Here is a 21,162-nt window from a genome sequence, read left to right as displayed (position 1 = left end):
GTGCTAGAATATTCCCAATAAGGGAAGGGGGCGTTCTTATGAAAGCCATAGAGCGCAGGGACAAGACCAATTATTATCTGGATCTAGCCGAGGTAGTCTCTCAGCGATGCACCTGTCTGCGCCACCGCTACGGCGCGGTCATTGTCAAGGATGACGAGGTAATCTCTACCGGTTATGTGGGCGCGCCCCGGGGCCGCCAGAACTGTTCGGACCTGGGCTATTGCCTGCGGACAAAGTTGGGCATCCCCCGGGGAGAGCGCTATGAGCTGTGCCGTTCGGTTCACGCCGAGGCCAACGCGATTATCTCCGCGCCGCGCCGGGATATGATCGGCGCGACGTTGTACCTGACGGGCACCGAAGTGAATGAGGGCGGCTACATCAAGGACGCTGTCTGCTGCTCTATGTGTAAGCGGCTGGTGATCAATGCCGGGATTGAACAGGTGATTGTGCGGGACGACAAGGAGCATTTTCGGGTGATTCAGGTGCGGGATTGGGTGGAGGACGACGAGTCCTTGCGGGGAGTGCTGGGCTATTGAGCGGGGCGAGATACCGGGCGCTGGATTCCCTGAGAGGGCTTCTGGTGGTCAATATGGTGGCCTATCACGCGCTATATGATGTAGTGAATATTATAGGCGTGCCTATGGAGTGGTATACCGGCTGGCCGGGCTATGTGTGGCAGCAGAGTATTTGTTGGGGCTTCATCTTCCTGTCGGGTTTCTGCTTCCGGCTGTCCTCCCATCCAGTGCGCCACGGGCTCATCATTTTAGGGGCGGGGGTGCTGGTAAGCGCCGTCACGTATGCCGCCATGCCCTCGGAATTTATCCTCTTTGGGGTGTTATACCTTCTGGGACTGGCCGGATTGATCCAATGCGCGGTTTGGGCTTTGTGGAGCAAGCTGGATTGGCCGCCGTTTCCTGCGGGGCTGGGCTTTGCTCTGGCGCTGGGGGGATTTTTCCTCACCCGGAATGTGCCCCGGGGCAACTTAGGCTTCGAGGGATTGGCCCTTGTTCCCCTGCCGGAGCAGCTATACCAGTGGGACTGGCTGGCAGTGGCGGGCCTGCCTGGACCAGGCTTTTCCTCTTCTGACTATTTCCCTCTGATCCCCTGGTTTCTGTTGTATCTCTCCGGATATTTTCTATGGCGGATGCTCAGCCCCCGGCGGAACGTGATGAAGATGCTGAAGCCGGGGTTTGCCCCCCTGGCTTTTGTGGGCCGGCACAGCCTGCTGATTTACCTTTTGCACCAGCCGGTGCTCATGGGAATATTCCTGATTTTCCAGGCGCTGCCGGGCTAGAAGACGGAAACGCGGCTCCGCCTTCTGCCAGCGGCAGGACGCCAACGTAATTACATAGACGTGGAATTTTCTAGGGGTTGTTTGAAAATAAAGGGAATGACGGATTTTGGCCAGAAGTGGCCAATTTCAGGGAGAAAGCCGCAAGTTAATCTCCCTCGATTGACGAGGATTCTTGACGCGGAAAGTAGCCGCTTTCTGGACAGAAAGACGATGTTTTCGATTTTTCAAACAAGCCCTTGACAGGAGGATATAGTATGCCGGAATTTATTGCTTATCATGTGGTAACAGAACGGCCCATGAAGCTGGGCCAGCACATCCTGCTTGGCCAGGGCCACCATAACGGGGTCTATGCCCGGGTGATGGCCAAAATGGCCTTGGTGAAGGAGATCTATGCCCATCCGGATCGGTATGCGGGGGCTTCTTTAGAGCACCATACGGCGGTAGCCCTGCGGGAGCTGGCCATGGAGGAGGTGCGGCGGGAGAGTTTCCCCCAGTATCCCTCCCGGATGGCCTCCCTGTATGTGTCGGAAACCCTTCGGGAGGCAGAGGATTGGGCAGAGTTTTTCGCCGAAGGCTGCAAGCGGCCCACCTATCATATTGTGAAGTTGCGGGTGCGGGGAAATCTCTTCTCTGGCGACGCGTGTAACTGTTTCGATGGTTTGCCAGACCGGGAGCAAAATCTGGTTCTGGCTCGGAATTACTGGCAGAACGGCCCCAGCGGCGAGGGACGTCCGGTCAAAGAACTGTTGGTGGACGGGGACATCGAAGTGGCAGAGATTATCAGGGAAATCAACCGGAACCTGTGAAAAGCTGGTGGGTGCGCCCGGCAGGACCCTCTCAAAACCCAAAATGCAAAATATACTTTTGGGGGCGCGCACCGGGCGGAGTGCATTCCGCTGGCTTTCGGCACGCGGGGACGGCAGAAGGCGAGGGCTGGGGCGAAAAATCGCCAGCTGGAACCCATGCTTAGGGGGAGCTTTTTTCTCTTGGAAAAAGCTCCCCCTCTTGCAAGAGTTTTGCTTTGCAAAACACGGATAGTTAATCGAGCAGAGCGAGATTAACTATTATTCACCCCCGCAAAAAACGCGCTTCTCAGGAGTAAAAGACTTTGGAGGCAACGTCTCCAAACCTCTAGATTAAGGGGCTTTTTGAAACAAGTCCCTTAGGGCTTGTTTGAAAAATCGAAAACATCGTCTTTTTGCCCATAAGGGGCCACTTTCTGCGTTGGGAATCCTCGTCAATCACAAGATTGGCATAGTTAGCGTAGCTAACTATAGCGGTTCTCCTCCTTGAAATTGACAGAGTTGTGTTTACTCAACTCTTCTTCTAAGGCCAAAAATCCGTCATTTCCTCTATTTTCAAACAAGCCCTAATAATCTTCAAAAACTTTTGCGGCCGTCGCCGCCAGCCAGGTTCTCTTTTATCTCTTGATAAAAAACTCCTCGTACCACACCAGGAAGGTGTACACCGTCCACACCCTGCGGCTGTTGTCCGCCTTCCCCGCCCGGTGATCGTCCAGCAGTTGTAGGAGCTTCTCCGTGTGGAAAAATTCCTCCGCCTGGGGGCTCAGAAAGGCCTCCTTCACCTGGTTGTAGTATTTTTCCTCCTTTAGCCATACCCGTGTGGGCACCGGGAAGCCCAGCTTCCTCTTTCCGGCCCATTTCTCCGGCATCCGCCGCAGGGCCGCCTTGCGCATGGCGAATTTGGTGTTCTCTCCGTTCACCCGGTACTTGGTGGGAATTCGCCCCGCCAGGGCCATGACCTCCTTGTCCAGGAAAGGCACCCGCAACTCCAGGGAGTTGGCCATGCTCATCTTGTCCGCCTTCAGCAGAATGTCCCCAACCATCCACATGTTCAGGTCCACCATCTGCATCCGGGTCACCGGGTCCTTGCCCGCCACCATGTCGTAGTAGGGCTTCACCAGCTCCGCCGGGGATCTGGCGTCCGTAGGCCGCTTCAAAAGGGCCTTGCGCTCCTTCTCCGTGAACATGTAGGCGTTGCCGATGAACCTCTCCTCCAGCCGCTTGCCCCGGCGCACCAGGAAGTTCAGCCCCCGGTGGGCGGGGAGCATCCCGGCCAGTTTGCCAATGGCCCGGCGGATGGGGAAGGGAATCTTATCGTACCAGGCCATCTCAAGGGGCTCCTTGTAGATATTGTACCCGCCGAAGATCTCGTCCGCGCCCTCGCCGGAGAGAACCACCTTCAGGTGCTGGCTGGCGGTGTTGCACACAAAGTACAGGGCCACGGCGGAGGGGTCCGCCAGGGGCTCGTCCATGTGGTACTGGATCTTCGGGAAATTCCCCCAGAACTCCTCCGGACTGATCACCTTGCTGATGTTCTTCACCGGGATCAGCTCCGAGAGCTCCTTGGCGTAGCTGGTCTCGTTGTACTTCTCCCCGTTGTCAAAGCCCACGGTGAAGGTCTTGTCCACATGGGCGGAGCAGGCCACATAGCTGGAGTCCACCCCGGAGCTCAGGAAGGAGCCCACCTCCACGTCGCTGACCTTGTGGGCCTCCACGCTGTTATCAAATACCTTCTCGATCTCGTCCACCCAGTAGTCCAGGGGCTTGTCCTCCTCCGCACGGAACTCCGCGGCCCAGTAGCGGGTGATCTCCATGCTCCCGGCCTTGTAGAGGAAATAGTGGGCGGGGGGCAGCTTGTACACGTCCTGGAAGAAGGTTTCCGGCCCGGGGGAATACTGGAAGCTCAGGTAGCTCTCCAGGGCCCGCTGGTTGAGTTTTTTCTGAAAGGCGGGGTGGGGCAGGAAGCTCTTGATCTCCGAGCCGAAGAGCAGCTCGCCCCCCATTTTGGCGTAGTAGAGGGGCTTGATGCCAAAGAAGTCCCGGGCCCCGAAGAGCTCCCCCTTCTCTCTGTCCCAGATCACGAAGGCGAACATGCCCCGCAGCCGGTTCAGCAGCTCCGGTCCGTACTCCTCGTAGCCGTGGAGCACCACCTCGGAATCCGCCTGGGTCCGGAACAGGTGCCCGGCCTCCAAGAGGTCCCGGCGCAGGTCCCGGTAGTTGTAGATCTCCCCGTTAAAGACCAGCACCTTGCCGCCGTCCTCGTTCTCTATGGGTTGCCGCCCGCCTTCCAGGTCGATAATGGACAGCCGCCGGAAGCCCAGTGACATCCTGCCGTCCTGGTAATACTGGGCGTCGTCCGGCCCCCGGTGGGCGATGGCCTCTGTCATGGAGCGCAGGACCCCCTGGTCCGCGTCCCCCGTAAATCCTACAAATCCGCACATTTCCGCGTCCTCCTTCACAAACCGGGCCTTTTGCCCGTTAAAGACTAGTATATCACATTTTCCGGGAAAATGGTAGGTTTTTTTCGTAGGGGCGCGAGGAACGCGGGGGCTGTTGTTTTTTGGAGTAGTAGGAGGCCTTCGGGCGCACAGGTCGCGCCCTACGGCAAGGTCGTGGGCCTGCGCGGCCCACACCTGCGCCAAACTTTTTGAAAAAAGTTTGGATCAAAAACTTTTACCCTGGTTAGTTGAATGCGACAAAGCCAGCCAGGGTAAAAGTTTCGTCCACCTTTTCAAAGGTGGTGGAGGTTTGGAGGCAACGCCTCCAAGGTCTTGCCGGAATGCGCGTTTCTATACGCATGGAGGCCACACCGTATCACTCAAAAAAACTCTACTGCTCCAGCCCGTCCAGCTCCCGCAGGACCCTCTCGATCACGTACAGGGCTCGGATATAGGTGTGGCTGGCGTCGATTTTGGCGTTGGACTCGTTTCCGGAGCCCGTACCGGTCAGATCCAGCCGCCGGTATACCTCCTCTACAGCGGGCCGGGCCCAGGCGGGAACATCCTTCATCCGGGGATAGCGCCGCTCGTTGGCGTCATACACCTTCTGAGCCTCCTTGCGGGCCAGCTCAGCCACCTGTTCCTTTGTCATATTCGTCCACTCTCCTTTGCTGATGATCGCCGGGTAATCCCGGAAGGCTCGGTTCAGGTCGAACCGCTGGTTATTGATGATCCCGCTGTCACTATACTGCCACATGCCTGCCCCGGAGTAGTCCAGCTGGGAGTTCCACTGGGCTACCCACCGGTCAATATGGGCCAGCCGTGGGCTGTTCAGCCGGGTGCGCATCCATTCCAGGAAGGAGTAGATTCCGCAGTAATACCCCGCCTTCTGAAGCTCTCCGCAGTAGGTCAGGCAGTTGTCCACAATGGCCTCCCCGGCAGGGAGGGTGCTGTCCTCCACATCATACCAAACACCGTACAGGGGCTCGATCCCCCGCAGAAGCCGCAGGGTATGCCGGGCCTCGCTGAGGGCCATCTCCCGGTTTCGGGCGTAAGAGTACAGGTACACCCCAAAAGGGATCCCCGCCTGCCGGCACTTTTCCACATTGGCCCGGTACTGGGTATCATCCTGGCTGGAATAGTCGCTGCCATAGCCGCAGCGGATGATAATAAAGTCCACCTTTCCCCGCAGGGCGGCGATATTCACATCCCCGTTAAATTGGGAAATATCAATTCCCGAAGCCAGATAATCCGCCATAGCGCGCCTCCTTTCTAAACATAAAAGCCGCTATATTCTCAATTTAACCGGCTCCCCATTTCTTTTGCCTTTGCCGGTTGGAGCGGGCCTCTTTTTAGGCTATGCGAAAAGGGACGGAATCGTTCTTCGCACCCCGTGTGCTGGGCCTTGACTTTCCACAAAGCCTATGCTATAATGTGCCCAAAGCCTTGATGGAGACAGGCGGCGGGGTTCCCTGCGCTTCAGAGAGCCGGTGGGTGGTGTGAACCGGCGCGAATCCCCCGGCCGCATCCCTCCGAAGCCGCCAGCTGAACAGCGGTTGGCTCCGCGCCCCCCTGGGGATGCCGAAGCCTGTCCGCTCAGTAGGGGGAGCCGGGCGCCCGCCGTTACCGGGCAGCGTATCCGCCGCCGCGCGCGGGCACTGGGCCAGTGGCCCGATCTGGCCCTGGGCGCGTCCCAATATAAGGAAGGTACGTGAAAAATGGGTGGTATAGCGAAGTTTGCCTTCGCCCCGTTTTGGGGCGGGGCTTTTTTGATTTTCTGGAAAGGATGATGAGCATGAGCAAGTATGGGGAGGTTTCCGCGAATATGAACTTCGTGGAACGGGAAAAGGCCACGGAGCGCTTCTGGGCCGAGCACGGGATCTTTGAGAAGAGCGTGGAGGCCCGCCGGGGCGCGCCGGCCTACACCTTCTATGACGGCCCCCCCACCGCCAACGGCCAGCCCCATATCGGCCACCTGGAGACCCGGGCCTTCAAGGACCTGTTCCCCCGCTACCACACCATGAAGGGGGAGATGGTGCTGCGCAAGGCCGGCTGGGATACCCACGGCCTGCCGGTGGAGCTGGAGGTGGAGAAGCTGCTACACATCAGCGGCAAGGAGCAGATCGAGGACTACGGCATCGCCCCCTTCATCGAAAAATGCAAGGAGAGCGTGTGGAAGTACAAGGGCATGTGGGAGGACTTCTCCCATGCCGTGGGCTTCTGGGCCGACATGGAGAACCCCTACGTGACCTACGAAAACAGCTACATCGAGTCCGAGTGGTGGGCCTTAAAGCAGATCTGGGACAAGGGTCTGCTCTACAAGGGCTTCAAGATCGTGCCCTACTGCCCCCGCTGCGGCACGCCCCTCTCCTCCCACGAGGTGGCCCAGGGCTATAAGGACGTGAAGGAGCGCTCCGCCATCGCCCGGTTCAAGTGTAAAGGAGAGGACACTTACATCCTGGCCTGGACCACCACCCCCTGGACTTTGCCCTCCAACGTGGCCCTCTGCGTCAACGCGAAGGAGGAGTATGTGAAGGTGAAGCACTGTACAGAGTCTGGGGAGTTCACCTATTATCTGGCGGCCGCCCTGTGCGATACGGTGCTGGGAGAGGGGACCTATACCGTGCTGGAGACCTACAAGGGCGCGGACCTGGAGAACAAGGAGTACGAGCCCCTGTTCTCCTTCGTCAGCCCCAAGGAGCGGTGCTGGTACGTGGTCTGCGACGACTACGTCACCCTCACCGACGGCACCGGCGTGGTGCACATCGCCCCGGCCTTCGGCGAGGACGACGCCAAGGTGGGCCGGAAATACGGCCTGCCCCTGGTCCAGTTGGTGGACGGAAAGGGTCAGATGACGGCGGAGACCCAGTGGCCCGGCGTGTTCTGCAAGGATGCGGACAAGGAGATCCTCAAGGACCTGGAGGCCCGGGGCCTGCTGTTCTCCGCGCTCAAATTCGAGCACAGCTACCCCTTCTGCTGGCGCTGCGACACTCCCCTCATCTACTACGCCCGGGAGAGCTGGTATATCGAGATGACCAAGGTGAAGGACCAGCTCATCCGCAACAACAACACCGTCAACTGGCTGCCGGAGAGCATCGGCAAGGGCCGCTTCGGGGACTGGCTGGAGAACCTCCAAGACTGGGCCGTCAGCCGGAACCGTTACTGGGGCACGCCCCTGAACATCTGGGAGTGCGAGTGCGGCCACCGCCACGCCGTGGGCAGCATTGCCGAGCTTCGGGAGATGTCCCCCAACTGTCCGGAGGACATCGAGCTCCACCGGCCCTTTGTGGACCAGGTGACCATCACCTGCCCCCACTGCGGCAAGCAGATGCGCCGGGTGCCCGAGGTGATCGACTGCTGGTTCGACAGCGGAGCCATGCCCTTCGCCCAGTACCACTACCCCTTCGAGAACAAGGCCCTCTTTGAGAGCCAGTTCCCGGCGGACTTCATCAGCGAGGCGGTGGACCAGACCCGTGGCTGGTTCTACACCCTGCTTGCCATCTCCACTCTGCTCTTCGACAAGGCCCCCTATAAAAACGTGTTGGTGATGGGCCTGGTGCAGGACGAGGACGGCAAGAAGATGAGCAAGTCCAAGGGCAACGCCGTGGAGCCCATGGAGGCGCTGGGGGCCTTTGGTGCGGACAGCCTGCGGTGGTTCTTCTACACCTGTTCCGCCCCCTGGCTGCCCAAGAATTTCAGCAAAAAGACCGTGGTGGAGGGCCAGAAGAAGTTCTTCTCCACCCTGTGGAATACCTACGCCTTCTTCGTGCTCTATGGGAATATCGATGAATTCGACCCCACAAAGCACAGGCTGGAGGACTGTGCCCTCACCGTCATGGACCGGTGGCTGCTCTCCCGCCTGAACAGCACTGTAAAGGAGGTTGACTTCCAACTTTCCCAGTACCACGTGCCGGAGACCGCCCGGGCCCTGCTGGACTTTGTGGACGAGCTCTCCAACTGGTACGTGCGCCGGAGTCGGGAGCGGTTCTGGGTGCAGGGGGAGGCCGGGGATAAGACCGCCGCCTACATGACCCTGTACACCGCCCTGGTGACCACCGCGAAGCTGCTGGCCCCCCTGGCCCCCTTTATGAGCGAGGAGGTCTACCGCAATCTGGTGTGCTCCGTGGACGCCTCCGCCCCGGAGAGCGTGCATCTGTGCGCGTATCCTGTGTGCAATGAGAGCTGGATCGACCAGAAGCTGGAGGCGGATATGGACGAGGTGCTGAAAATTGTGGGCCTGGGCCGCGCAGCCCGGAATCTGGCCAATATCAAGAACCGCCAGCCTCTCTCCCGCCTGTGCACAGACGCGGACGCCGGCCTTGGGGAGCTCTATCAGGATATCATCCGCCAGGAGCTGAATGTAAAGGTCATCGACTTTCTCAGCGATATGTCGGACTTTACGGCCTATACCTTTAAGCCCCAGCTCCGGTTGCTGGGCCAGAAATATGGCAAGCAGATCGGGGCCATCCGGCAGGCCCTGCAGCAGCTGGACGGCGCCGCAGCCAAAAAGGAGCTGGACAGTACCAGCGCTTTACACCTGCCCTTGGCCGATGGGGCCATCGACCTGAGCCCGGAGGAGCTGCTCGTCGAGACCGCCCAGAAGGAGGGCTACACCTCTCTATCCGACCGGGGCCTGACCGTAGTGCTGGATACCACCCTCACCGAGGCGCTGATCGAGGAGGGCTTCGTGCGGGAGATTGTGTCGAAGCTCCAGTCCATGCGCAAGGACGCGGGCTTCCATGTCACCGACCACATCCGGGTATACCACCAAGGCAGCCCCAAAGTGGAGGAGATCTTCCGGAAAAATGAGGGCGAAATCCTTGCCGGTGTGCTGGGAGAGAGCTGCCGTTATGGAGAGCTCTCCGGTTATCAAGCCACCTGGGACGTAAACGGTCAGGAGACTACTCTGGGCGTGGAGAAAGTGTAAAGAGAAATTTTAAGCCGCAATGATTTTATGATAGGCAAACTCATTAGGCATTAAAAAATAAGCTCCCGGTTTTCCGGGAGCTTATTTTTTAATGCCACGTTGCGTACAAACGCAGCGCATTCTAAGAGCTTATCCCCAAATCAGGCGTGTGCAGATTGCCAAGCGGATATTTCGTCAGAACCGGTAGATTGAGCGCCGTCAATCCCGCGATTGGCAAGGAAAATCGACTGATTATGGCGGAAAATTCACTGACAGGCTGTGCGCGGATCATTTCGGGATAAGTTCTGAATATGGTCGAAGTGCGGAGACTCGAACTCCGTGCCTCTTGGTCCCAAACCAAGCGCTCTACCGGGTGAGCTACACCTCGAAGGATTTCAAATCTATTATAATAGAAATGCTCCGAGGTGTCAATAGAAATTTACCCGGACCATGCAGGCGAAATTATTTCAAAACCTGCGGCGCCGTATGCTCCTTGACATAGGGCTTCCAGGGCGGCAGGCCGGGGCCGTTGGGATCCAGGTTTTTGGCAAAATTGGCCCAATAGCCGGAGAGAATTTTCATAAGCGCATAGTCCCTGTCCTCCCAGGGCCGCCAGCACCGGTCCAGCGTCTGGAAAATGTACCACAGCTCTCCCGAGTGAAAAGCTCCCGCCTGATCGCCGGGCAGCTTGCGGTCAAAGAAGTAGAAGTACGAGGGCTGGCGCCCCAGCTTCAGCTGATTTTCACACCAGCGGGCCCCGCTCTCCTGAAGCAGCGATTCACCCCCGATGTCGTCTCCCAGAGAACCGATCATATAGGCCACATCGTGGATCTCTCCCTTCTCGGCCAGGGCATCGGTGGTATCTCCCAGCAACCAGCCGTCCACATGAGGTGTCCAACAGAGGCCCTCCCCCTGGCCCACAGTATAGGCCGCGTCCCGCAGCTGTTCGGCGGGCACTTTCCGCAGCTCTTCCAGGGTGGAGGCGTGCAGATGGTCCATGAGCTTCTGGCAGACAGAGCAGATCTGCTCCTTGGAGGCGGTGGTCCCCAGGGCACGGATGCCACCCCCGCTTTGGAGAATCGCGCCCCGGAGCATTCCCTTTGACAGAGGGGAGGACACGATGGTCTGTACGCTCATGCATCCGGCGGACTGGCCGAAGATAGTGATCTTATCCGGGTCGCCGCCGAAATTCCCGATGTTCTCCCGCACCCACCACAGGGCGAAAATCTGGTCCAGGATGCCGTAGTTGCCGGAGACACCCTCCGGGTTCTCCTTTTCCAGCTCTGGATGGGCGAAAAAGCCGAACACGTTTACCCGGTAGTTGATGGTGACCAGGATTACTCCGTCCTTGGCAAAGCCTTCGCCGTCGAACTCCTTTTCGCTGCCGGAGCCGTGCATGAAAGCCCCGCCGTGGATCCAGAACAGCACAGGCAACTTGGAGTCCGGTCCAGCGGTTTCCGGGGTCCAGATGTTCAGGTAGAGGCAGTCCTCGCTGAGGGCGGGCAAAGGTACGTCGTAGAACTCTTTGCCGTAGAAGGGGTCGGCGGAGAGGTCCGCCTGAGGGCAGGAATCGCCGAATTCTTTGCAGGAAAGGGTTCCCGCCCAAGGCTCGTGCTCCTGGGGCCGGCGGAAGCGAAGGTCTCCCACCGGGGGCTGGGCGTAGGGGATCCCCCTGAAGATAATAGTCTGGCCATCGGCGGATTTCAGACCCTCCACGGCCCCCTGCTTGGTTTGAACAATGGTTTGCATAACGGTTTCCTCCTGTGTGATTTTTGGGTTATTCTTCAGAGCCGCCGGCGGGATTCTCCGGGGCTTCCTGGATGCAGTCCTCAATATACTGGGCCACGACAGCCTTGTAGCACTCCGGGCGGTAGTCCATGGCCCGAACAAAGTCCAGCATCTCCCTCTTGGCCACCCACTGAACGCCGATCACCTCGTTCTTTTGCAGGGTGAGGCTGTTCTCGTCCAGATTGGCTCGGACAAAATAGAGATCCGTGAGCATCTGGGCGTCTTTTTCCACCCAGCGGTAGATCTTCACAAAATCTTCCTGAGACAGGTCTACCCTCAATTCTTCCCGCATTTCCCGCAGAGCGCACTCAAAGCTGCTCTCCCCCGCCAGGGCGTGGCCCATATGGGTTTCCCATTGGCCGGGGAGGAATTTCTTGTTCTCCGACCGCTTTTGCAGCAGGAACCTGCCCTGGCTGTCATACAGGAACACATGAACTCCCAGGGTGAACCCGTCTCCTTTATCCGTTCCTCGCTCTACTGTACGGCCGGTAAACTTTCCGTCCCGGGTGAAAAGATCCATCAGCTCCGGCCCTTCCTGGGCTTCCGGCCCCTCCAGGGCGATGGGCTCCAAAAGGCCGGGCAGGCGTTCCCGGGGAGAGCGCTCCTCCTTCTTTTCCTTTATGTCCGGCGAAGAAAGCTCCCTCTCCTTGAGCCGGGGAATGAACCGGGGGGCGAATTTCCCCGTGCCCCGGCCCATAATGTAGATCATGCCAATCACCGAAAATACCGCCGCGCCAATGAAGTTTACCAGAAGGTCCTTCATGGTGTCGTTAAGGCCGATGTCCAGATAGCCGGGCCACTCCTGGCCGTTCACCACCACGCTCTCAATGGGGATGCGCACTGGGGAGTTCCTGCCCTCCGGGTTCAGGCTGACGGTGTTTACCATGCTGACCCAGGTGTCCTTCTGCATGTCCATCTGGAAGAAGGTGTCCATGCCATACTCGAAAAACTCCCATAGCACGCCGATGGTCATGGAGAAGCAGAAAGCCACCACCGCCACGAACACCGGGGACAGCCGCACCTTGAACCGCCGAGAGCGGTTGAGGATGTCCACCATGGCGATGCCGATGGCGGCCATCAGAAATCCGTTGATGGTGTGGAGCATGGTGTCCCAGAAGGGGTAGGTCAAGTAGTATTCCTGGATTTCCCCCAGAATCTCCGCCGAAAAAATAAACAGCAGGATGATGACCTCCAGGGTGTTAGGCACATCGATGTGCAGGCGGCGTTCCACAAAGCTGGGGATCAGGAACAGCACCAGTGTCAGAGAGCAGAGGAACACATCGTAATAGTCCTGGTTCAGCAGCTGCAGGATCAACACCGCCACCACCAGAGCCCGCAGCACCACATAGACGGTGAACAGCACAGGGTGGGCCTTGATCTCCAGCTTGGCCTTTTGCAGGTCCTCTCCGCGCCGGAGCCGGCGCTCTTCTTTTGAGAGTTTTTGTTTCCTTTTTGCCATAGGGGTTCTCCTTACAAAAGCAGTCCCCAGAGCGGGGACTGCGGGAAGTTATTGTAAATTTTCGACGATATCCGCGGCCTTTTCCAGCCAGTCGCCTCCGAAGAGCTCGATGATACCCCTGTCGCAGGCGGAGGCCAAGGTGGGGTCAATGGGCAGCTTGCCCAGCACGGGCAGGGCGTATTTTGCGGCCACTTCGTCGATGTGGCTTTCCCCAAAGACGCTGATGCGCTTGCCGCAGTCCGGGCACTGGACGTAGCTCATGTTTTCCACCAGCCCCAGTACGGGGATATTCATCAGCTTTGCCATCTCCACGGCCTTGGAGACGATCATGCTCACCAGCTCCTGGGGGGAGGTGACGATGATGATGCCGCCAAGGGGCAGGGACTGGAACACCGTCAGGGGCGCGTCGCCGGTGCCGGGGGGCATGTCCACAAACATGTAGTCCACGTCGCCCCAGACCACATCAGTCCAGAACTGCTTGATGGCTCCGGCAATTACCGGGCCCCGCCAGACCACCGGGGCGGTCTCCTCCTCCAGCAGCAGGTTGATGCTCATCACCTTGATGCCGGTTTTGGTCTCCCGGGGGTAGAGGCCGTTTTTGTCGGCCATGGCCATGCCCTTGAGCCCGAAGCATTTGGGGATGCTGGGGCCGGTGATGTCCGCGTCCAGGACCGCCACGGCGTTTTCCCGGCGGCGCAGAGTGGTGGCCAGCATGGAGGTCACCAGGGACTTGCCCACGCCCCCCTTGCCGCTGACCACGCCGATCACCTTTTTCACCTGGCTCAGGTCGTTGAGTTTTTCGATCATGCTCTCTGGGTTCTGCCGGGAGGGACAGTCCGCCCCGCAGCTAGAGCAGTCGTGCGTGCAGTTTTCCATATCGGTCATTGCTGATTTCTCCTTTCTTAAGACCTTGGGGACGCTGTCCCCAAGCCCCTGCCAGGGGCCTAGACGCCTGAGACTTGGCTTCGCCAAGTCTTTGACCGCGCAATGTCACTCCTCATTTCATTCGTCGTGAACGTTTTGCGTTTTTTGCCAAGCTAACCTAACAACCGTAAAAGTTTCGTCAACCTTTTCAAAGGTTGCGGTGGTTTGGAGGCAGCGCCTCCAAGGTCTTATCCCTTGACCTTAACACCTGAGAAAACAACGCAGGAGGGTAGCATAAACGTCCCGGTGGGACGTTTTGCGTAGGGGACCCTCGTCGGGGGTCCCCTATCTCGACTGCGGAGCAGGCGAGACAAAGCCCCTGGAAACCGGAACCAGCCCTCAGTTGGGGGGATCCAGGCGACGCCACAGGGAAAGCCTGAGAGGGCTGTTTCGCCCTTTTCGCGCGCGTGCGGCGCGCGGACCCTATTTCCGCTACTCCTGAATGCCGTGGAGCTTCTTGTAGTCGGCAATCAGGCCGTCCAGCACGCTCTGGGCGTACTCCTTGGCAGCTTTTTCCAGATCCTCCCCTTTGGGAACACCGCCCACAGGGGCCAGCGCCCAAGGATCGTTCAGCGCTACCCGGCCGCCCCGGAGCAGGGCCTCCTCCTGGCGGAAAGCCATATCCCGCTGGGCCTGGGGCAGGTCCCCACGGAAATAAGGGGAGCCGGAATACCGGTATTTTTCCACCAGATGGTTGTGGGGGTTGGGGAAGCGGAGGTTCTCCTGATGGCCCTCCTGGTAATAGTCCTCCACGGTGGTCCGCAGTGTTTCGAGTTGGTTCACAAGCCCTTCCATATAAGATCGGGCGTAAATACTGCCGTCCGGGTCCACTGTGGCGTTCCAGTTCACTTCCAGCTGATGGCTCTGCCGCCACTCCCGCACCTGGGCCATGAGGGCGTCCTTATTGGGGCCCTCCAAGAGGGTCTCCAGCTGGGAGAACCGGTCCTCCGGCGGTTGGGCCTCCCGGGACGCCCTGGCTTCCGGAGAGATCTCCACCCGGTCAGCGACGGAAGGCATTTCCTGGGGCCTGGCCTGGAATTTCGTCCATGCGCCGGGCTTCATAAGCGAGATATAGTTTGCACTGGTTTCAATCTTCATATCCATTTCGGGGAATCCCTTCTTTTCCAAAATTAGACCGCGAAAAACAGGTCCTTTTATAAATATCGGCGGTTTTTCTGGAAAGTTTAGGACAGATAGGACAATTCCAGCCGGTCCGCGTCCAGCTGGGCCCTGCGGCCGATGGGCAGGATGGCGTGGTTCTCCCCGTGGCCGAAGTCGTCGCAGTAGACCACCGGGATGCCGTGGCGCTCCCCCAGCAGCTTCAGCCGGGCGTAGAGGTTGGGGCAGGGATGGTCCGCGTAGTTGCCGAAGATCACCCCGGTGACGGAGCTCATGAACTCGCTCTGTTCGATGTACCCCAGCATGGCGCTGACGTGATCCTCTCCGCCGAACATCTCGTGGTCCTCCAGAAACAGGATATGGGGTTCCCGAAGGTCCACCGGGAAGTGTTTTGTGCCCAGCAGCAGGGCGAAATTCATGGTGTAGCCGCCGGTGAGCACTCCCTCCGCTGTGCCGGGATTCAGGCAGAGCCAGGGGGAATTCTTCTCGTGGACCGCCATCCTGCCGCCCAGGATATGCCCCTCAAAGTGGCGGCGGTTGTAGTCCGTCCAGCCGGTGAAAACGGTGGGATTCTGGCCGTAATAGGTCTCTAGACCCGTCGTGGCCCAAACGGCGTTCAGGATGGTGGTGCCGTCGCTGTAGCTGCAGATCCGCTTGGGATTCCGCCGGAACAGCTCGAAGTCCAGATAGGGCGGCATCTCCGGGGCCCCCTCACCCCCGCCGAAGAGGATGCAGTCCACGGAGGGGTCCGCCGCCAACTGGTTCAGGTCGGCCCCCCGCTCCTGGTCCGAGGCCAGATAGCCCCAGGTGGTTTTGTACAGGTTGTCCGCCTGGACCACCCGGAAGCCCTCTTTCTCCATGGACTGGATGATGTTTTTGTACTCCCAGCTCCGGGGGACCTCCTGACCGGGCGCGGCCTCGTAGAGGGGAATGTGGCTGGGAGAGCATAGGCCAATGGCCCCGTTTCGGGGCAGAGCTTTCGCACGCATAAGAGCCTCCTTTCAGGTCGTGGGGCGCTGCCCTACACCCCGCCAGGGGCCTAGACGCCTGAGACTTGGCTTCGCCAAGTCTTTGACCGCGCAATGTCACTCCTCATTGCATTCGTCGTGAACGTTTTGCGTTTTTTGCCAAGCTAACCAGGGTAAAAGTTTCGTCGTCTCACCTGTCGGTTCGGTCGGGTCGGTCTCCACCGGAGACCAGCGCCCTTTTCAAAGGTTGCGGTGGTTTGGAGGCAGAGCCTCCAAGGTCTTGCCCTTGACCTTAAACTCCTGAGAAGCGCATTTTTTGAAGTGGTGAATAATAGTTAATGCTCGCTTCGCTCGATTAACTATCCGAGTTTTGCGAAGCAAAACTCTTGCAAGAGGGGACAGAGAGTTCATCTTGTGAAACAAGATGAACTCTTTTGCAACTGAGAAAAAAGTCCCCTGGAAACCGGAACCGGCTGTCCCTCGCCGGAGGGCCCAAAAATCTCCCCGCCCGAATCAGCCCGGCGGCAGTTGGGCTTCGGGCGGCGCGGCCTCCAGCTCGAACCAGAAAGTGCTGCCCTTGCCCACTTGGCTGATGACCCCGTAGGCCCCGCCGTGCATATCCAGCACGTTCTTCACGATGGACAGCCCCAGCCCAGTGCCCACCTGGGTTCGGCGGTGCTCCCGGTCCACCTTGTAGTACCGGTCCCAGATGTCCTGGAGCTTGTCCGCCGGGATGCCCTCGCCCGTGTCCGTGACAAAGACGCGCACCCGGCCCTCCCGCAGCTCCTGGCGCAGGGAGACGGTCTTGTCCTCCCCGGCGTAGTTCACCGCGTTGTTCACCAGATTGTACACCACCTGGGAGATCTTCAGCTGGTCCGCCACCACATACACGTCCTCCTCCGCCTGGAAGGGGAAGCTGTAGTCCGCCAGCCGGTCGTAGCGGGAGAGGATCTCCCGGATGCTCTCTGTCAGGTTGAAGCGGGCGGTCTCCAGCTGGATCACTCCGGCCTGGAGCCGGGACAGGTCCAGCAGGTCGTTCACCAGGTCGTTCAGCCTGCCTGCCTCGTCAATAATGGTCTGCACGTTCTCCGGGGTGTTCTCCCCCGGCAGGTCCCGCATCACCTCCGCGTAGCCCTTAATCATGGTGAGGGGCGTGCGCAGGTCGTGGGAGACGTTGGCCAGCAGCTCCCGGCGAAGGCTGTCGGTTTTGGAGAGCTCCCCGGCGGCGAAGTTCAGGGTCTGGGCCAGCTCGCTGACCTCTTTGGCTCCCCGCTGGGCGAAGCGCACGGAATAGTCCCCCTGGCCTAGGCGCTTGGCGGATTCGTTGATCTCCGTCAGGGGCCGGGCGATCCGCCGGGGAATATAGGCCGCCAGCACCGCCCCCAGGGGCAGAAGCACCAGCGTCAGGCAGATGAGCTGGACCAGCAGGGTCTCCACCGTGGAGTTCAGGGGGGTGATCTCCGCCTCCACCACCACCATGCGGTAGTTGTTCTGAGGGGTGCGCAGAGTGACGGCATAGAGCAGAATCTGGGAGCCGTCCTGGATGGGGGTGCGGGACTGGAAGATCCGGGAGTACTCCCCGCCCAGCAGGTTCACCTGCTCGAAAAACTGCACTCTTTCCTGCCGGGAGAGGCTGTAGATCATGCTCTCCCGAAAGAGGTACTGGTAGCCGATAAGGGTTTTCCCCAGCTCGTCCCCCACGTAGAGACTTACCCCCGTGCGGGCGCAAAGCTCATGGGCGGTGGAGGCCAGATTGTCGCCGTCCAGCTGGCGGACCACGGCGGCGGAGATCTTTTTGGCCTCAGAGGTTTTTATGCCTCGATAGAAGGGCCGGAGAAGGAAAATCTGGAAGATCCACAGCAAGGTCACCGTCACCAGGGCGAAGATGCCGAAGCCCAGGGCCATCTGCCAGCGCACTCCCATGGGCGTTCGCTTCCGAACAGCCATAGGAATGCGCTTCCGTTCCCCTGCGGGGGCGCGCTTTTTCCTCATTTTCGGCCATTCCTTTCCCACAGCACCCGGGCCACAGCCAGTCCGGCGTTGGCCCAGAAGCCCGCGATTCCAAGGCCGGCAAACACATAGACCAGGGCCAGGTTTTCCAGCCCGTGCCGAGTAAGGATCAAAACGCCCAGAACAATCACGCTGACAATGGTGACGCTCAAAGCCGCGATCTGTCCCCAGAAGAGTTTTCGTCTCAAGACACGCCCTCCTTTCGGTCCCCCTCGAACCGGTAGCCCACCCCCCGCAGTGTGACGATGTATTTGCTGTAGGGACCCAGGCGGCGGCGGAGGAGCTTGATATGAGTGTCCAGAGTGCGGTCGTCCCCGTAGAAGTCATAGCCCCACACATTGGTGAGAAGCATCTCCCGGGTGAGGGCCAGCCCCTTGTTCTTTATTAGATAAGAGAGAAGATCGTATTCCTTGGGGGAGAGATCCACTCTTTGGCCGTCCACCGTGACCACCCGGGCGCTGAAGTCCACCGTGAGCCCCCCGAAGCTCTCCGTCTGCCGGGGCTGGCCCCCAGCCGCCGGGCGCACCCGGTTCATAATGGCATTTACCCGGAGCATCAGCTCTTTGGGGGAGAAGGGCTTTACTACATAGTCGTCCACGCCCACCTCGAAGCCGTGGATCTTGTCATACTCCTCCCCTCGGGCGGAGAGCATGAGAATGGGGGTCTGGCAGGTCTTTTTGATTTCTGCAGCGGCGGAGAAGCCGTCCAGCTCGGGCATCATCACGTCCATGACGATCAGGTCGAAAGCGTCGGGGCTTTTGCGGCAGAGCTCCACCGCCTGCATCCCGTTTTCCGCCTCTGTAACCTGGTGCCCCTCAAATTCCGCGTATTTGCGGATGAGCGCCCGGATTTTCTCCTCGTCGTCCACAACCAGAAGCCGGTACAAGGCACTCACTCCTCGGGGACCAGACGCCGCTGGCACTCCAGATACTTCTCTCTAGTTTTCTCCACCACCTCCGCCGGCAGCTCCGGGGGAGGCGTTTTGCCGTCCAGGCCGTTCTGGGTCAGCCAGTCCCGGAGATACTGCTTGTCGAAGCTCTCGGGGGATACGCCCACCTGATAGGCGTCCCGGCTCCAGAAGCGGCTACTGTCCGGGGTGAGGACCTCGTCGGCTACCACCAGTCTGTCATTCTCGTCCAGGCCGAACTCGAACTTGGTGTCCGCGATGATGATGCCCCGGTCGTAGGCGTAGTCGTAGCACCGCTGGTAGAGGGCCAGGGAGGCGTCCCAGGTCTTCCGGGCCAGCTCCGTCCCCAGCTTCTCCGCCATATACTGGAAGGAGACGTTCACATCGTGGCCCTCCTCGGCCTTGATGGAGGGGGTGAGGATGAGCTCGGGGAGCTTCTCGGCCTGCTTCATGCCCTCGGGGAGCTTCATGCCGCAGTAGCCGCCGGTTTTCTGGTATTCCTTCCACATGGAGCCGAAGAGATACCTCCGCACGATGAACTCGAAGGGGAGCATCCGCAGCTTTTTCACCAGGATGGTCCGGCCCTCAAACTCCGGCCCCTGGAGCTCCGCCGGCATCTGGGAGAGGTCCTCGGAGATCATGTGGTTGGGGACGATATCCTGGGTGTAGGAGAACCAGAAGGAGGAGAGCCGGTTCAGCACCTGGCCCTTCTGGGGAATGGGGGTGGGGAGGATGACGTCGAAGGCAGAGATCCGGTCCGTGGTGACAATGGCCAGCCGGTCCTCTGAGACGCTATAGATTTCTCGGACCTTGCCGCTGATGATTTTTTCCATGATGAGCCGCCCTTTCAAAGATAGAATTTGATACTGAATACAGTATATCCCAAGCGGCGGGATTTTGCAATAGGCAGCCGAGGAGCGACAAAAATCAGTGTTTTGGGGACGATGTTTTGGCCTCTGGCAGTTTAGGGGGTTTCTCACCTGCCGGTTCGGTCGGTTCGCAGCTTGTCTGCCACTGGCAGACGCTCACCCCACACCCGCGCCAGCTTAAGACCAGCTGGACCGGTCGATGCTGTTTACTGTAGCATTTCAAGCTAACCAGGGTAAAAGTTTCGTCCACCTTTTCAAAGGTGGCAGGGGACGGGGGACGGAGTCCCCAGCCGCCGGAGGCCTCCTACTACTTCAAAAAAAACACGCTTTACTCCCTTGACAAGCCCCTCAATCTGTGATAACATGAAGCTGGCTTCACGAGAAGTTAACTTCACAAAAAGAGGGGCGGGGCCTATCAAAACCAAGGTGCGGGAAATGCGGACCCAGGCGGGGCTGACCCAGCAGCAGCTGGCGGAGATGGTCCGGGTATCCGCCAGGACCATCATCTCCATCGAGAAGGAGCAGTATAGCCCTTCGCTGATGCTGGCCTACCGGCTGGCCCGTGTGTTCGGCTCCACCGTGGAGGACCTGTGCTGCCTGGAGGAAAACCGGAAAAAGGAGGATGAGAACTATGAAAGGCTTTCAAAATAGGACGTATGCGGAGAAGCTCCGGCTGCGGATCTGGGGGCTCTGGGGACTCCTGCTGGCGCTGGTGGCCCTGATGGTGGTAGTGGGCGTCACCGGCGGCGCGGACTCCCGGTATATGACGCCCCTGGCCTCCAACGTGTCCCGGCTGGTCATCTTTGGGGGGATGGGGCTGGCGGTGGCCCGGATCGTCCACAATAAGCGCCTGCTAGCGGACGGAATCCGCCGCAGGGAGCAGATGGACCGGGAGCTGGAGGAGCGGCGGCAGTACCTTCACGACAAGAGCGGCGGCGTGGTGCTGGACATCCTCCTGGTGCTGCTGCTCTTTCTGAACGCCGGGGCGGCCGCCTACAATATGCCGGCGTTCTACACGGCCTTTGCCGTGCTGGTGACAGCGGTCTGCCTGAAGGCCGGCGCCTACTGGATTTATAGCCGCCGGTAGGGGAGCAACAGGCAGTTGCTTTTCTTTTCCCCCGGGCCGGTGTATAATAGGGGCGAAACCAAAGACAGCGTCCGGCGCGGCCGGGAAAGGAGCAAAAACATGGAAGCAAAAGAAGTCATTTTGGAGCTGAGAAATAGAGCGGGCCTGTCCCAGGACGAGCTGGCGGAAAAGGTGTTTGTCACCCGGCAGGCGGTGAGCCGCTGGGAAAACGGGGATACCGTCCCCAATCCCGAAACATTGAAGCTGCTCTCTCGAGTGTTCGATGTGTCCATCAACACCCTGCTGGGCTCGCCCCGGCAGCTGGTCTGCCAGTGCTGCGGGATGCCCCTGGAGGACGGGACCACCAGCCGGGAGCCGGACGGCAGCTTTAACGAGGAATACTGCAAGTGGTGCTACACAGACGGCGCCTTTGTCTACAGCTCCATGGACCAGCTGCTGGAGTTTCTCACGGATCACATGTCCAACGAGAACTTCCCGCCGGAGCAGGCGCGGGAATATTTCAGCAAAGAGCTGCCCAAGCTCCGGCACTGGGCCGCGAAATAGAACCACGTTAATTATAGCAGAGCAGTTCATCCTTTTGGGTGGGCTGC

The 21,162-nt window shown here is 59.4% G+C and carries 18 protein-coding genes and 1 tRNA gene; 7 read left to right on the top strand and 12 right to left on the bottom strand.

Annotation, left to right across the window (positions count from 1 at the left end):
- Nucleotides 1–47 precede the first annotated feature (47 nt).
- The 3 genes from D7X94_RS04150 (at nucleotide 48) to D7X94_RS04140 (ending at nucleotide 2,100) form a co-directional block, all read left to right on the top strand.
- Nucleotides 48–536: a deoxycytidylate deaminase gene (locus D7X94_RS04150; RefSeq protein WP_120426500.1), complete on the top strand. Its 489-nt coding sequence runs from the start codon at nucleotides 48–50 to the stop codon at nucleotides 534–536.
- Nucleotides 533–1,294 (top strand): heparan-alpha-glucosaminide N-acetyltransferase, encoded by a 762-nt coding sequence (locus tag D7X94_RS04145; RefSeq protein WP_243111148.1) that lies wholly within the window; start codon nucleotides 533–535, stop codon nucleotides 1,292–1,294. The genes D7X94_RS04150 and D7X94_RS04145 overlap by 4 nt, the downstream gene beginning before the upstream one ends.
- A 254-nt stretch (nucleotides 1,295–1,548) precedes the next feature.
- Nucleotides 1,549–2,100, top strand: a complete 552-nt coding sequence (locus D7X94_RS04140) for a DUF2441 domain-containing protein (RefSeq protein WP_120426430.1) — start codon at nucleotides 1,549–1,551, stop codon at nucleotides 2,098–2,100.
- Nucleotides 2,101–2,714: 614 nt separating this feature from the next.
- Here D7X94_RS04140 and asnB read toward each other — a convergent pair.
- Together asnB and D7X94_RS04130 are read right to left on the bottom strand one after the other, a co-directional pair.
- The gene (asnB, locus tag D7X94_RS04135; RefSeq protein ID WP_120426498.1) at nucleotides 2,715–4,538 is read right to left on the bottom strand and encodes an asparagine synthase (glutamine-hydrolyzing); all 1,824 of its coding nucleotides are present in this window, start codon (nucleotides 4,536–4,538) and stop codon (nucleotides 2,715–2,717) included.
- 388 nt (nucleotides 4,539–4,926) lie between these two features.
- Nucleotides 4,927–5,793 (bottom strand): glycoside hydrolase family 25 protein, encoded by an 867-nt coding sequence (locus D7X94_RS04130; protein ID WP_120426429.1) that lies wholly within the window; start codon nucleotides 5,791–5,793, stop codon nucleotides 4,927–4,929.
- Between the two features lie 537 nt (nucleotides 5,794–6,330).
- Here D7X94_RS04130 and ileS point away from each other — a divergent pair.
- Nucleotides 6,331–9,462: an isoleucine--tRNA ligase gene (gene ileS, locus D7X94_RS04125; RefSeq protein ID WP_120426428.1), complete on the top strand. Its 3,132-nt coding sequence runs from the start codon at nucleotides 6,331–6,333 to the stop codon at nucleotides 9,460–9,462.
- 291 nt (nucleotides 9,463–9,753) lie between these two features.
- Here ileS and D7X94_RS04120 read toward each other — a convergent pair.
- The 10 genes from D7X94_RS04120 to D7X94_RS04080 form a co-directional block, all read right to left on the bottom strand.
- A tRNA-Pro gene (locus D7X94_RS04120) sits at nucleotides 9,754–9,829 on the bottom strand.
- A gap of 74 nt (nucleotides 9,830–9,903) precedes the next feature.
- Nucleotides 9,904–11,190, bottom strand: coding sequence for a carboxylesterase/lipase family protein (locus D7X94_RS04115; RefSeq protein WP_120426427.1), 1,287 nt, complete (start codon nucleotides 11,188–11,190; stop codon nucleotides 9,904–9,906).
- A gap of 28 nt (nucleotides 11,191–11,218) precedes the next feature.
- A complete protein-coding gene (locus tag D7X94_RS19780; RefSeq protein ID WP_158590889.1) occupies nucleotides 11,219–12,688 on the bottom strand; it encodes an NUDIX domain-containing protein in 1,470 nt (489 codons plus the stop codon).
- Between the two features lie 48 nt (nucleotides 12,689–12,736).
- Nucleotides 12,737–13,564, bottom strand: coding sequence for an Mrp/NBP35 family ATP-binding protein (locus D7X94_RS04105; RefSeq protein ID WP_120426496.1), 828 nt, complete (start codon nucleotides 13,562–13,564; stop codon nucleotides 12,737–12,739).
- 480 nt (nucleotides 13,565–14,044) lie between these two features.
- Complete coding sequence (locus D7X94_RS04100) at nucleotides 14,045–14,716, bottom strand: hypothetical protein (protein WP_120426426.1); 672 nt, start codon at nucleotides 14,714–14,716, stop codon at nucleotides 14,045–14,047.
- An 80-nt stretch (nucleotides 14,717–14,796) separates the two neighbouring features.
- On the bottom strand, nucleotides 14,797–15,720 hold the full coding sequence (locus D7X94_RS04095) for a S66 peptidase family protein (protein ID WP_120426425.1): 924 nt from the start codon (nucleotides 15,718–15,720) through the stop codon (nucleotides 14,797–14,799).
- A gap of 492 nt (nucleotides 15,721–16,212) precedes the next feature.
- Nucleotides 16,213–17,691 (bottom strand): sensor histidine kinase, encoded by a 1,479-nt coding sequence (locus D7X94_RS04090; RefSeq protein ID WP_158590888.1) that lies wholly within the window; start codon nucleotides 17,689–17,691, stop codon nucleotides 16,213–16,215.
- A complete protein-coding gene (locus D7X94_RS18330) occupies nucleotides 17,688–17,897 on the bottom strand; it encodes a hypothetical protein (protein WP_158590887.1) in 210 nt (69 codons plus the stop codon). The genes D7X94_RS04090 and D7X94_RS18330 overlap by 4 nt, the downstream gene beginning before the upstream one ends.
- Entirely contained in the window at nucleotides 17,894–18,595 is a 702-nt protein-coding gene (locus D7X94_RS04085; RefSeq protein WP_120426423.1) for a response regulator transcription factor, read from the bottom strand. The genes D7X94_RS18330 and D7X94_RS04085 overlap by 4 nt, the downstream gene beginning before the upstream one ends.
- 5 nt (nucleotides 18,596–18,600) lie before the next feature.
- Nucleotides 18,601–19,449, bottom strand: coding sequence for a phosphoribosylaminoimidazolesuccinocarboxamide synthase (locus D7X94_RS04080; protein WP_120426422.1), 849 nt, complete (start codon nucleotides 19,447–19,449; stop codon nucleotides 18,601–18,603).
- A 450-nt stretch (nucleotides 19,450–19,899) separates the two neighbouring features.
- On the opposite strand from D7X94_RS04080, the gene D7X94_RS04075 reads away from it, so the two are divergent.
- From D7X94_RS04075 to D7X94_RS04065, 3 genes are all read left to right on the top strand, one after another.
- Nucleotides 19,900–20,136: a helix-turn-helix transcriptional regulator gene (locus tag D7X94_RS04075; protein ID WP_120426495.1), complete on the top strand. Its 237-nt coding sequence runs from the start codon at nucleotides 19,900–19,902 to the stop codon at nucleotides 20,134–20,136.
- Nucleotides 20,117–20,572 carry a hypothetical protein gene (locus D7X94_RS04070; protein WP_120426421.1) on the top strand — a complete coding sequence of 152 codons (456 nt, stop codon included), beginning with the start codon at nucleotides 20,117–20,119 and terminating at the stop codon, nucleotides 20,570–20,572. The genes D7X94_RS04075 and D7X94_RS04070 overlap by 20 nt, the downstream gene beginning before the upstream one ends.
- Before the next feature lie 99 nt (nucleotides 20,573–20,671).
- Nucleotides 20,672–21,115, top strand: a complete 444-nt coding sequence (locus D7X94_RS04065; protein WP_120426493.1) for a zinc ribbon domain-containing protein — start codon at nucleotides 20,672–20,674, stop codon at nucleotides 21,113–21,115.
- Nucleotides 21,116–21,162: the final 47 nt, after the last annotated feature.

Source organism: Acutalibacter sp. 1XD8-33 (assembly GCF_003612555.1).
Lineage (GTDB): Bacteria > Bacillota > Clostridia > Oscillospirales > Acutalibacteraceae > Acutalibacter.
This window is presented reverse-complemented; position numbering and strand designations above follow the sequence as displayed.